This is a genomic window from Candidatus Desulfolinea nitratireducens, from assembly GCF_982879505.1.
This window is the reverse complement of record NZ_CEYOSI010000007.1, coordinates 1-12,747: the sequence shown is the minus strand read 5'-3', so window position 1 is coordinate 12,747 and position 12,747 is coordinate 1. Positions and strand designations below refer to the sequence as shown.

General features: G+C 47.8%; 9 protein-coding genes. 4 read left to right on the top strand and 5 right to left on the bottom strand.

Annotated features, from left to right (window positions below; all coding sequences use genetic code 11):
• Positions 1-464: 464 nt before the first annotated feature.
• The gene (locus AC3DOM_RS01190; RefSeq protein ID WP_487917216.1) at positions 465-2,957 is read right to left on the bottom strand and encodes an ATP-dependent Clp protease ATP-binding subunit; all 2,493 of its coding nucleotides are present in this window, start codon (positions 2,955-2,957) and stop codon (positions 465-467) included.
• A gap of 200 nt (positions 2,958-3,157) precedes the next feature.
• Complete coding sequence (locus AC3DOM_RS01185; protein ID WP_487917190.1) at positions 3,158-4,618, bottom strand: TIGR00341 family protein; 1,461 nt, start codon at positions 4,616-4,618, stop codon at positions 3,158-3,160.
• A 40-nt stretch (positions 4,619-4,658) separates the two neighbouring features.
• On the opposite strand from AC3DOM_RS01185, the gene AC3DOM_RS01180 reads away from it, so the two are divergent.
• Together AC3DOM_RS01180 and AC3DOM_RS01175 are read left to right on the top strand one after the other, a co-directional pair.
• Positions 4,659-5,645 carry a GNAT family N-acetyltransferase gene (locus AC3DOM_RS01180; protein ID WP_487917189.1) on the top strand — a complete coding sequence of 329 codons (987 nt, stop codon included), beginning with the start codon at positions 4,659-4,661 and terminating at the stop codon, positions 5,643-5,645.
• 62 nt (positions 5,646-5,707) lie between these two features.
• Entirely contained in the window at positions 5,708-6,088 is a 381-nt protein-coding gene (locus AC3DOM_RS01175; RefSeq protein WP_487917188.1) for a phage holin family protein, read from the top strand.
• Between the two features lie 421 nt (positions 6,089-6,509).
• On the opposite strand, the gene AC3DOM_RS01170 is transcribed toward AC3DOM_RS01175, so the two are convergent.
• Complete coding sequence (locus tag AC3DOM_RS01170; RefSeq protein ID WP_487917187.1) at positions 6,510-7,589, bottom strand: inositol-3-phosphate synthase; 1,080 nt, start codon at positions 7,587-7,589, stop codon at positions 6,510-6,512.
• Between the two features lie 503 nt (positions 7,590-8,092).
• On the opposite strand from AC3DOM_RS01170, the gene AC3DOM_RS01165 reads away from it, so the two are divergent.
• Positions 8,093-9,097 (top strand): carbohydrate kinase family protein, encoded by a 1,005-nt coding sequence (locus AC3DOM_RS01165; protein ID WP_487917186.1) that lies wholly within the window; start codon positions 8,093-8,095, stop codon positions 9,095-9,097.
• Positions 9,097-10,194 carry a M20/M25/M40 family metallo-hydrolase gene (locus AC3DOM_RS01160; protein WP_487917185.1) on the top strand — a complete coding sequence of 366 codons (1,098 nt, stop codon included), beginning with the start codon at positions 9,097-9,099 and terminating at the stop codon, positions 10,192-10,194. Before AC3DOM_RS01165 ends, AC3DOM_RS01160 begins: the two co-directional genes overlap by 1 nt.
• On the opposite strand, the gene AC3DOM_RS01155 is transcribed toward AC3DOM_RS01160, so the two are convergent.
• Positions 10,191-11,900, bottom strand: coding sequence for an adenylate/guanylate cyclase domain-containing protein (locus AC3DOM_RS01155; RefSeq protein WP_487917184.1), 1,710 nt, complete (start codon positions 11,898-11,900; stop codon positions 10,191-10,193). The two genes, AC3DOM_RS01160 and AC3DOM_RS01155, sit on opposite strands and share 4 nt — an antisense overlap.
• 26 nt (positions 11,901-11,926) lie before the next feature.
• On the bottom strand, positions 11,927-12,747 hold an 821-nt coding region (locus AC3DOM_RS01150), incomplete at its 5' end, for a transglutaminase-like domain-containing protein (RefSeq protein WP_487917183.1).

Below are 12,747 nucleotides of genomic sequence, written 5' to 3'. Positions count from 1 at the left end.
CCATTCTGGTATAACCAAACACCAGCCCCTGCCAAAATGAGCAGGCAGCAGCAAAGCAGGGCAACAACGATTCCAACGATGATCCAGACCACGTTTGTTTTGGACGATGTGGTTTCTTCCATATTTTTTCTCCTGAAATTTATTGGTATAGGGTGATAAAAAATTTAGTATTCAGATTCAAACCTATTCTGATATTGCCGTAGTAGTAATGTTGGCGTAAATAATGCTTAAGTTATCCCATTCGCCAGCCAGAAAATGAATTTCCGGCTGAGACAGGAAGTCCGTTTAAACGGACTTATTGTATAAGCAGAGATTTCAATCTCTCAAGTAATAGCGACTTTAGTCGCTTTTTAAGTGCTAAAGCCCTTATTACGAAAGTATTTTTCGGATAGATGCTAAATTCAGCTTAAAGACATAGTCAGGCAAAATGAATTCGAATTTGCCTGACTAACCTTTTAAATTCTTCAAGCAGCGTCAGCGGTTGTTTCTTTTTTAACCTTTGGGGCGGGTTCACCTTCAATAAAAACGATCTCGTTTTTCTCGGCGTCCACATCCACCAAAATGGAACCGCCACCGCTAAAATCACCTTTCAGCAATTTCACCGAAAGGGGGCTTTCAACAAATTTCTGCAAAGCTCGTTTCAATGGACGCGCGCCAAAGGCCGCGTCGTAGCCTTCCTCTGCCAACCAGGTACGGGCGGCGGGGGTCAGAGCTGCTGAAATCTCATATTCGTTCAAACGGTCCTGTACTTCCTGCATTTGCAGATCAACGATCTCTTCCATTTCCTTTTTGCTCAGGGGAGAGAACATGATCGTCTCGTCCACGCGGTTCAAAAACTCAGGGCGAAAAGCATCTTTCAGCGCCTTTTCAATTTTCTTATGCGCTTCTTTTTCTTCGATCTTTTCCTTATCATCACCCTGCGACTGTGTTACAAAACCCAGGGTGCCGCCTTTGCTGACATATTCCGTGCCAAGGTTGCTGGTCATGATCAAAATTGTATTGCGGAAGTCGACCACTTTTCCCTGGCCGTCTGTCATGCGGCCATCATCGAGGATTTGGAGCAGCGCGTTCCAGACATCGGGATGTGCTTTCTCGATCTCATCAAACAGGATCACACGATATGGGCGCCGCCGGACAGCCTCAGTTAATTGACCGCCCTCCTCGTAGCCGACATATCCAGGAGGGGCACCGAACAAACGCGAGGCCGTGTGTTGCTCCCGGTATTCTGACATATCGATCCGAACCAAGGCATCGGGATCATCGAACATAAACCAGGCTAAGGCCTTGGCGAGTTCCGTTTTCCCAACACCAGAAGGTCCGATAAAGATGAATGATCCTATTGGGCGGCGGGGATCTTTCAGCCCGGAACGCGCCCGGCGGATGGCGTCCGAAATGGCAGAGATCGCTTCATTCTGGCCGATGATCCGCTCGTGGAGACGCTCCTCCATATTGAGCAATTTCTGAGCCTCGGTCTCCATCATTTGCGAGACCGGTATCCCCGTCCACTGGTGAATGACTTCGGCGATATCATTGACATCAACCACCTCGTCGAGTTTGTGTTCTTCTTCCCATAGATCACGCTCGGCTTTAAAATCTTCTTCAATACGAAGACGCTCCGCTTTCATCTCTGCAGCGCGTTCATAATCCCGTTCTGTATGAGCCAGTTCCTCTTCAGCGGTGAGACGCTCAATCTCACCTTTCATATCTTTGAGATTTTGCGGGAGCGAATAGAGCGCCACGCGTAATTTTGCGGCAGCTTCGTCCATCAGGTCGATGGCTTTGTCTGGAAGGTGTCGGTCAGTTACATAGCGGTCGGCTAAATGTGCTGCGGCGACAAGGGCCTCATCAGCAAAATGGACTTTATGATGCGCCTCATAGCGGTCGCGTAAGCCCATTAACATTTGAATCGTATCCTCTACACTGGGTTCTTCAACATAGATTGGGGCAAAACGACGTTCGAGCGCGGAATCTTTTTCAATATGTTTGTGGAATTCATCAAGGGTTGTTGCACCGATGCAACGCAATTCGCCCCGTGCCAGGGCTGGCTTAAGCATATTGGATGCATCCAGCGCGCCCTGTGCCGCACCTGCGCCGACAACGGTGTGTAGCTCGTCGATCATCAGGATGATTTCTCCATCCGATTTTTGAACTTCGTCTATGGCAGATTTCAGGCGTTCTTCAAATTCGCCCCGAAAACGGGAACCGGCAATCATGCTCCCCAGATCAAGCGAGACAACTTTTTTCCCGCTCAAAATCTCGGGCACATCGTTATCCACGATCTTTTGCGCCAATCCTTCAACGATAGCTGTTTTGCCGACGCCCGCTTCGCCAATTAGTACGGGGTTATTTTTGGTGCGACGGGAGAGTATCTGCACCAAACGTAAAATTTCGGTATCCCTCCCGATAACGGGATCAAGTTTGCCCTCACGGGCGAGTTTCGTCAAATCCCGTGAATATTTTTCTAAAACTTTATAACGCGATTCAGCTTGTTTGTCGGTCACTCGTTGTCCGCCACGTAGCTCCTGGACGGCAGTTAGCACGCGGTCACGCGTCAATCCTGCGCTTTCCAACATGCGGGCGGCTGGCGTATTTCTCTCACTCAGAATGGCGAGAAAGAGATGTTCAGTGGAAATATATTCGTCTTTCAGGCGGTTGGCTTCCTCGTTGGCCAGATCAATAATCCGTTTTACACGCGGGGTAATGAATATTTGTCCCGCACCGCCGCCGAAGATATTGGCTTTAGGACTTGATTTCAATGTGGAGTCGATCCGTTCAACGAGAGCTTCCTGACTGATATTCAGGTTTTCGAGAATTTGTGGAATCGCTCCATTGGGCTGTTCGATCAGCGCAAGGAGGATATGTTCAGTATCAATTTGGTTATGTCCATAGCGCTGGATTATTTCTGCTGCACGCTGGGCAGCCTCTTGTGCTCGTTCGGTAAAGCGATCAAATCGCATCATGATCTTTTTCCTTTTTTATCAACATTTGGAAAGGAGAATGTGCCAGGTCATTTTTTGGCATGCTTCCATTAAATACACATCTCCTGAAAATTCTATTTGCAGTATAACAAAAAAGAGTTAGTGAAATACCGGTACCGTATTAGAGACGTATAAGAGTTTTTTTGCAAGCTCGGAGCCCAAAATCCTCGGTTCTGAATTTAATTTTCGGCAGCAAGGGTCGCAGAGATGGTCGGGGTTTTAGTGGGAGTAAGAGTGATGGTTTGCATACAAACTTGGGGTAGCCAGCCAAGACGCCCATCCTGATCTTTGACCTCTACCCAGACAAGGCCTTCGACTATTCTTTGTCCATAATCCACGGTCACGAAACTTCCATTACCGACACGTCCAATGATGGGATGATCGAACCCTGCATCCTGGTGCATTTCGAGGCATTGATTGTGGTTATTAAAAAGGTTTTGTATGCGAGCAGTGGAGGGTGTTGGTGTGGAAGTGGATGTTGGCCTGGGCGTTGGGGTTGATGTGGGTTGCCTGGTAGGGGTCGTTGTTGAGGTCATTGAGGCTGTTGGGGTCAGGGTAGCAGGCGTGGGCGTCGGTGTAAGCGTTGGCGGGATGAGAGGATCCAGTTGGGCTACGACGATTTGGTTGACAACGATTGCAACTGTTTCCTGAAGTTGCAATGCAATAGATTCCTGCAGACTATCTACATCGCTATGATAGAGTTGACGAGGCGTACGCAGCGTAATTCCCAGGTGTATAATCCCGTTATCGTCAATTTCAATACGGGGATCATCCGCCAGCTCAGCATCGAGTTTGCTTACTTCTTCTGTGATAACGGTATTGATCTCCCGCATTTTTGTGGCTTCCTGAAAAAAGGAGATGCTCAGGAAGGTAAGCGGCAGGAGCATTGTAAAAGTCACAAGGGCAGAGATGGTCAGACTGCGAGGCACCCGTTTGCCATCTTTTCTGCCGAGCGAAAAACCGAGTGCAAAAAAAACCAGCATGGAGGCAAAGGCGATCGTGACGGCGTTGGTGATAAAGAGCAAAAGGGCTCCACCTGCGACATCCCAACGTCCTGTGGCAATACCGATCCCGACTGTGCCAAGCGGAGGCATCAAAGCTGTGGCGATGGCAACGCCGGGTAGTGCGGCAGAGAGGGAGGGCTGCGATAGCGCGAAGGCCGCCGCCAAACCACCGGCGAGGGCGATCAATAAATCTATGGGCGAGGGGCGTGTGCGGGATATCACCTCTGCAGGGAGTTCTTGCAAAGTGACAAAGGGGAGTGCATTATTAAACCAGGTCAGAATTACAGAGATTGCAATCGCGACAATCGCACCGCGAATGATCGCGCTGGCTGCGTAACGAAGTAATTTCTCATCTCCAACCAATGACCCTAGTCCCAGTCCAATAATTGGCGACATCAGGGGCGCAACCAACATTGCTCCGATGATGACCGCTCCTGAATTGGTCAGCAATCCCAGGGTTGCGATCATGCTCGAAAGCACAACCAGCACAAAATAATCAAAATCGGGCTGTGCTTCCTCCCTTAATTGGCCGCGCACCTCAGCGCGTCGCTCCAGATCAGCTGGCGGTAGGAATTTTCGAATCCAGTAACGGATTTGTATGCGAAAAGAGGGAGGAGTGGGATCTGGGAAGGGCATATTTTATTTCCTGGTTCAATTTTACCTTGTTACACTTGAAATGCAAACACGATATAATGTTGGAATGTCTACACTCGGCACCTCTTTAAACCAGGCAACGACCGGAAAAATACGTCCGCTTAATGCCATCCGCGATCTTCTCAAGGTTGCCGATTTGGTTGAGCTTTGCTTCCATCACAATATGGACAGAGAGGGGCAACGCTATGTTCAACAGATGCGGACTGCCAGCAAAGACCGTCATTTCTTGAGCTGGGCTTCCAATTCCTTGCCCCTGAGAGGCTATGTTTGGGAAGATCAGAAAGAGATTGTTGGCAATATCAGTATCATTCCATTTCGCAAGGCAAAAAAAAATATTTTCCTGCTTGCCAATATCGCTGTTCACCCCGATTATAGACGCAAAGGCATTGCCCGCCTCCTGACCCAAAAGGGTATGGATCACGTACGTAAGCGCGGCTCTGAAGCGATGTGGGTACAAGTTGAAGAAGATAACCTGGGTGCGATCAAGCTCTACGAAGAGCTTGGTTTTCAGGCGCGTGCCCTCCGCACCACCTGGGATGCCGCTTCGCAACTCCAACCAAAAGAAGCGCTTGTCAAAAGCAATATCACTACCAGGGTGGCGCATTTTTGGCCGCAGCAATATCAGTTGCTTAAAAAGGCCTATGCTGAGGAGCTTTCATGGTATCGAATGCCCGATTGGGAGAATTTTCGCCCCGGCATAAAGTATTGGCTTTACCGCATTTTTGTGGAAAACGATGTTCGTCAGTGGGCAGCCCAAAAGGATGGAAGCTTTCAGGCTGGATTGATCTGGATCCAGACGCGCACGCGTCGCGCTCCCCTTTGGCTTGCTGCCGCACCCGATGTGGATACCGAAACCCTGGCAGCCCTCCTGCTGCACGCCCGCTTTCATCTTGCCTCCCAAAACCGAGAGCTCTATATCGACTATCCCGCAGGCGAGCTGAACGCTGCTTTTGAAGAAGCTGGATTTATACTCCGCCGCACCCTCCTTTGGATGTGCGCGGACGAGTAGCATACTCTTTTGCAACCCAAAATTAGTTTTGTCGTATATTTGATATAAAAAAGGAGAAGAAAATGACTCGATTTATATTACGCTGGGCAATTAATGCTGTCGCTATAGCCCTTGCTGTTTACTTTGTACCGGGGATTGATCTGGGAGGAAACCTGGTTTCCCTGGTTTGGCTGGCCCTCATCTTTGGGTTGGTCAATGCAATTTTGCGCCCACTTATTAAACTGTTTACCTTTCCGATTATCATCCTCACGCTGGGGCTATTCTCGCTGGTCATCAACTCATTCCTCTTTTGGCTGACCAGTGTTATTGGACAGAGCTTTGGAATGGGACTAAGCATTGCCGATCCCATCTTCTGGAATTCCCTGCTGGGTGGCCTGGTGGTCAGCATTGTCAGTACTATCTTGAGCATGATTTTCAAGGACACCCGCAAGAAACGACGCTAAAAATGGTTTTGAAGTAACAATAGCTTCGCCATTTTTAGATGGCCTTTTTCTAGAGCTACTGGGAGCGTTTTTCTCTAGTAAGATCGTCTTTCAAATAAAAAAGGGTACGCTTTTTGCAGAGATAGTTTTATATCTTGTGAAGAAATCACCGTATAAGCTCCGGTGCGGACTAAAGTCCTGCCTCAGTTCGTGAAAGCCGGATAAATCCGGCTCGGCTCCAGCCCGCAGGGCTTCCATGTACTGAGCAGGCGGCTTTAGCCCCGCTCATTTGGCGAAGGTATTGAAGTAAAAGAATAATTTTGCCGAGTAATTCTCGTTTGGAATATAAGTTATTGAAAAGTCTGTCTCTGTTCTAAAGAAAAACTCCCAAAAGGAAATTTCTTCTTGGGAGTTTTTTATTTTTTTGCTGTTAAGATTTTCTTTACTCTTCGCCTACAATGAATGCCTCGGTCATCTCTTTGCAGACACTGTCTCGAAATTGCTTGGGTGGAGTCTTAAAGAAATAAGATGAGGGGCCAACAATCGGGCCGGACAAGCCTCGGTCAAGGGCGATTTTCGCGCAGCGAACTGCGTCAATCATTACGCCGGCAGAGTTGGGGCTATCCCAGACTTCGAGTTTGGCTTCCACGTTGAGCGGCACTTCGCCGAAAGTTGTCCCTTCCATACGAATATAGCACCATTTTCTGTCACTCAGCCACGGTACATGGTCGCTGGGTCCAACGTGAACGTTATCTGCGCCAATATCATAGGGAAGCATGGATGTGACTGCACCTGTCTTTGAAATTTTCTTGGATTCAAGTCGCTCGCGTTCAAGCATATTGAGGAAGTCAGTGTTGCCGCCAAAATTGAGTTGGTAGGTATGGTCGAGACGTACGCCGCGATCCACAAAGAGGGTGGTCAGAACACGGTGCAGGATGGTCGCGCCGACCTGCGATTTGATATCGTCGCCGAGAATAGGGAGGCCTTTTTCAATGAAGCGGTCAGCCCAGTATTTTTGGGAAGCGATGAAAACGGGGATGCCATTTACGAAGGCACAACCCGCCTCGAGCGCTTGTTCGACGTACCACTTGGTCGCCATTTCAGAACCAACCGGCAGGAAGTTGAGCACCACATCAGTTTTGGTTTCTTTGAGCAATTTGGCGATATTGGCTGTGGGCCCTGGAGCCGTTGTGATCACTTCTTTAAGATATTTTCCTAAACCATCATGTGTCATCCCGCGTACAACGGGGATATCCATATGCGGGACAGTGGCGAATTTATAAGTGTTATTGGGTTCAGCATAAATGGCCTCAGCGAGGTCTTTATCGACTTTGGTGATATTAACATCAATACCAAAGGTGAATTCTATATCGCTGATATGGTATCCACCCAAATTGATGTGCATCAATCCCGGCACAATAGAATCGTCGGGAGTATCTTTATAGTAATGAACACCTTGCACTAATGACGATGCGCAATTGCCAATTCCGATAATTGCTACACGTACTTTTTTCTTACCCATTCAGTTCTCCTTGCTTTCTTTATGATAGATAATTATATTTGCTTTTCTTAAATTTTTGCAGAATTTATATAGAAAAAACCTTTTTAGGTAAACGAGTATAATCTACAAATTGGAGCCCATCCTGAAAATTATAAATGAACGCATCAAGATGTTGTGAACGTTACCTCAAAACGCTTCGCTTATTTAGTGCCAAGCTGGCGTACTTTTTGGCAGCCCCTATACTGGTTGAAGGCAACTCGCTGGTGTTTTTAAGGTATAAATTGATCAAACCGCGTCCATTATAACGGAGAAGATGTTCCCCTCATAGAGAACTAATTTCTCAGGTAGCGCGGATGAAAAAACTTTCAAAGCAACATGGTTGTTATTCCGATCAGGAAGGTTTTTATTAACAAGATGATAAGACATCTTTCAACAATCTTTCACGAACCTGCTGGAGCAAATAAGATCAGTTTATATTCCTGTTTTCTGCTGCTTGAGAGGGATTATACTGATCCCGAAAAGAGATGATTCCAAAACTCCTTTTTGCTGGTCGCCTTGCCAGGGAATATATCTTATTACCCGAAGGTGCGCCGATTCTCGACCGCCCGGGAGGCAGTCCTCTATACGCTGCGGGGGCAGCATCGATTTGGGACAAAGATATCGCTATCCTGGCGCGAGTGGGGGAGGATTATCCTAATCAATGGTTGCGGCAATTTACCGAACACGGCATTTCTCCGGAAGGCATTCAGATTGCTCCCAGAGCATTGGATTTGCGTTCTTTTCGCGCTTATAGCAAAACGCTCGAACTCTCACGTTCAAATCCTGTCGGGCATTTTGCCCGCCGTGAATTGACTTTCCCAAAGGCTCTTCTGGGTTATCGACCTCCAGAAGAGAAGGAGCTGATCAACTCTGACCCTCATCCTGCAACTCCTTTGGTGACAGAAATACCAAACGACTTTTTACAAGCACAGGCTCTTCATATTGCACCTCTTGAATTTAAGAGTCAGGGACAGCTGCTTGCTGCTTTTAGAGCTGCTTCAGATAAAATTATTACCCTCGATCCCTCACCGCGATATATGATCCCAAATCGACTTCAGGAATTGCGGTTTATTCTCGAGGGGCTGACAGCATTCATACCCTCCGAAGAGGAGCTCAGGGCGCTTTTTTGGGGGGAAACCCACGATTTGTGGGCAATGGCAGAAGAGCTTGGTGGATTTGGCTGCCAATTGATTATCGTTAAACGCGGCAAAGAAGGGCAACTCATTTATGATGTTGATGCCAAAAAACGCTGGGAACTTCCTGCTTACTCATCTCGTGTTGCTGATATGACCGGCGCAGGTGACGCTTTTTGTGGCGGTTTTCTCGCTGGTTACCAGCAAAGCGAAGACCCCTTGCGCTCTGCCGCATATGGCAATGTCTCGGCCTCTCTCAGTATGGAAGGCAGTGGACCCTTCTATCCTTTGGGTGTGCTCCCTGGCCTTGCGCAGGCTCGTCTCGAGGCCTTGATCGATTTGATCCAGGAAGTATGATGGATGAGTTCATAAACAAACTCATCAAATTGACAATCGTCATTCAACAAATTCCTGCCCCGACCTGTGCTGAGAACCAACGGGGGTTGTTTGTGCGGGAACTCTTTGTTAATGAAGGGTTGGCAGATATTTCTGCTGATCTTCTGGGGAATATTTTTGGACGTTTTCCCGGCGACGGGAATGGCAAACCACTCATCATTTGTGCGCATCTTGATACCGTTTTCCCTGCGGATACAAATCTCCGCATCACGCGTGGCCCAAAGAGGCTTGCTGGCCCCGGAATAGGGGATAATTCCCTCGGGGTGGCTGGGATGATTGCCCTGATCTGGTTGCTAAGAGAGAAAAATCTTCGCCTGCCCGGCGATATTTGGTTCGTCGCCACTGTTGGCGAAGAGGGACTGGGCGACTTGCGCGGAATGCGTGCTGTTGTAGATCGTTTTGAAAGCACTCCAATAGCCTATCTGGCATTGGAAGGTATGGCATTGGGACATATCTATCACCGTGCTTTGGGCGTCAGGCGTTTTCGTGTTTCAGCTTTAACAGAGGGAGGACATTCGTGGGGACATTATGGACGCCCCTCGGCGGTGCATGAGTTGGCAAGACTGGTTGATCAACTGACCGCATTGGACTTACCCGAAAAGCCGCGTACTACAATGAATGTAGGTGTTTTCTCCGGGGGAACTTCGATCAATACGATTGCTGCTGAGGCCTCGTTCGAATTGGATTTACGCTCAGAAGATGATGATGCGTTAACGGAATTGGTTCAGGATGCACAAAGCTTGATTTCGGCGGCGAACAAACAAGGGGTCAAGGTCGTCTCGGAGCAGATTGGGAATAGACCCTCCGGTGGGATTCCCGCATCCCATCCACTGGTAAAACTGGCAGAGCAGGCCATTATCCAACAGGGTTTAGAGGCGAGCCTGATCACTGGTTCGACAGACGCTAATATTCCTTTAAGCCGCGGTTATCCGGCAATTTGCCTGGGAATTACGACCGGGGAAGGCGCACATACAACGGGTGAATTTATTCATACCCAATTTATAAAACAAGGTATGGCACAGTTGCTCTATTTTGTTGAAAATCTATGGGGATATTAGCGCAGGCCAAGTACCTCGTAAACCTTGATCGCCTGGCTTTTTCCTTTTACATATATTTCGTCTAGTTCATCAACAAAAATATGTTTATTAACGCGGTTGTATGCATCTTCGCTAATTAATATCTGGTTTTTCTGTGAATTTTCCTGAATGCGTTTGGTCGTGTTGACGCTATCGCCAATGGCGGTATACTCCAGTTTTCTCTCGGTGCCGATGAGGCCTAGAACTACCTCACCATAGTGGATCCCAACACCAAAAGCGAGATGCGCTTCGGGTGGCAACTCGAGATAGAGTTTTTCAACCGCATCACGAATTGCTACTGCGGTGCGCACGGCGCGGAGTGTGTGATCTGGTTGGGGGATGGGAGCGTTAAACCAGGCCATTACCGCATCACCAAGAAATTTATCTACAGTGCCTTCTTCGGCAAGGACAGCCTCAGCTGCTGCAGCAAGATAGCGGTTTAGAACGGAAACAAGTTTTTCAGGACTTTGTTTTTCGCTGAAGCTGGTAAAGCCACGTATATCGGCAAAAAGGATGGTGATATCGGCGCTCTTGCCATCCATACGCAGGCTGTTGGGGTCAATTTGTTGAATAACAGCAGGCGAGACCATTCGCTCGAATAGGCGACGTTGTGCTTCGAGTTCCTTGCGTTCGGTAAGGTCATCAAGAACAATGGCTACGCCCTGAGTGATCTGGTTGGCATCTTTGAGAGGCGAAAGGTTAAGACGCCAATCTACCGAGCCGCGCTCAGGGATTGTATGACGGAACTCCAAATCAACAATGGGTTCATTCGTCTCACGCATGGTTGCCAGATAAGGCAAAATATCATCTGCCAAAGAGGGGATGATCTTGTCGAGTTGTTGTCCAACGATCTCAGGGTTTGTCTGCCCGAGTATCGTTTCGGCAGCTTTATTGCAGAGGGTGATCTGGTCCTGCACATCGGCGGTGATTACCCCGCTTGCGATGGAGGCAAAGATATTATCCATCAGATTCTTCAACTCTGTTACCTCAGCGAGGGTATGTCTTAAGGAGCTGAATAAGCGCGCATTTTCAATTGCGATGGCAACCTGATTGGCGAAATTTGCCAAAACATTCCGCGAGGCTTCGGCAAAAATACCAACTTTTACTCGATTATCTGCGTAGATCACACCGATTAATTCATTTTTTACTTTCAGTGGTACACATAAGATTGAACGCATATTATGGGCAATAATGCTTTCCTGTTCACCAAAACGCGGGTCTTCTTGTGCGTTGGTGGTGAGGATAGCCTCTCCGCTTTCGATCACACGATTGATGATTGTGTTGCTGGTGGCAGATTCTTCTGAATTGATCGATTCCTTCTCCCAGTTGCGCGCTGTTCTGATCCTCATTTCATTTTCGTTGTCACGGAGCATCAAAAAACCACGCTCCGCATTAATCATCTGCACAACCGTATCCATTGCAATCCGCAAAACCTCGTCTACTTCAAGTGAGGAGTTGATCATCTGGCTGATACTTGTCAGCGCGACCATATTGCTGTGTTCTTCTTCAAAAGCCGCCGCCTGATGGCTTATTTTATAAAGTTGACCCTCAAGATGTGAGAGCTCATCTATAATATTTCGGGGAATCTCCACTGAGGTGGTTCTGATCGTAGCAGAAATCCGGCCAGCCTGCCTGCTAAGGGCTAGAATCTGATCCTTCATGAAGGCGGGAGAAGTTTTTTCTTCCATCATTTTTCTTTTCTCACAACTAATTTTCAGAGAGAGGAAATCCTTGTTTTCAGCGCATACCAACGAATCGCGAAACTGGTGCGGCGGGCAATCTTTAAATCCCCTTCATCAGGGGTGAATAATGATTTTTGATGTTCGGCCAGCAGGGAATTGATCTCATCTTTTTTTTCCGGGATCAATTTTGCCAGGGCATTTGCTCGTTCTTGTGGCGTAAAGTGGAGAGGGATTTTTTCTCCCAGCAAGCCTAAGCTGATATTTACACTATGAAAGGCACGTGTCATAGGCATTGCTTCGCTCCAGTGCATCCAACGTATCAGCAGTGCGGGAACCAGGAGATTATTACGTTCGTAAACCCGGACAACAAGTCGGAGTCCGCGCGCAAGAAGAAATTGCTTCCGGTTGAAATACCACATCCCGGAGAGAGCAGTTGCGATTATAAGAGTAATCATACCCCAAAAGGAAGATACAGGACCATCTGTTTGTTGTGTGGGTCCTACAGATTCAGGAACGAAAACATGTTCCAAATCTGAAAGGGGTACATCTTCAATTATTTGCCCATCTTCGCCTAGGTTATTTAAAATACGCCCTGAAAGCATATCTCCTAATTCATTAGATCCTACTGCATCACTACCTGATGGACGGATAAATAGCGATTCGCTGGACGTTGGTTCAAATTCTACCCACCCTATATGAGGAAAATAAACTTCAGGCCAGGTATGAGCATCACTCTGTTGAATAAGAAAATCGCCCCTTTCATCTCTGTCTCCTTGCGCAAAGCCGACTGCAAGTCGAGCAGGGATTCCCACTGCTCGAAGCATAACTACATTAGCAGATGCTGAATAATTAC

Excerpts from the sequence above, each read along its gene's own strand:
- AC3DOM_RS01165 (WP_487917186.1), top strand. The coding sequence starts at position 8,093 with ATGATTCCAAAACTCCTTTTTGCTGGTCGCCTTGCCAGGGAATATATC.
- AC3DOM_RS01180 (WP_487917189.1), top strand. The coding sequence starts at position 4,659 with ATGCAAACACGATATAATGTTGGAATGTCTACACTCGGCACCTCTTTA.
- AC3DOM_RS01175 (WP_487917188.1), top strand. The coding sequence starts at position 5,708 with ATGACTCGATTTATATTACGCTGGGCAATTAATGCTGTCGCTATAGCC.
- AC3DOM_RS01170 (WP_487917187.1), bottom strand. The coding sequence starts at position 7,589 with ATGGGTAAGAAAAAAGTACGTGTAGCAATTATCGGAATTGGCAATTGC.
- AC3DOM_RS01185 (WP_487917190.1), bottom strand. The coding sequence starts at position 4,618 with ATGCCCTTCCCAGATCCCACTCCTCCCTCTTTTCGCATACAAATCCGT.
- AC3DOM_RS01160 (WP_487917185.1), top strand. The coding sequence starts at position 9,097 with ATGGATGAGTTCATAAACAAACTCATCAAATTGACAATCGTCATTCAA.
- AC3DOM_RS01190 (WP_487917216.1), bottom strand. The coding sequence starts at position 2,957 with ATGCGATTTGATCGCTTTACCGAACGAGCACAAGAGGCTGCCCAGCGT.
- AC3DOM_RS01155 (WP_487917184.1), bottom strand. The coding sequence starts at position 11,900 with ATGGAAGAAAAAACTTCTCCCGCCTTCATGAAGGATCAGATTCTAGCC.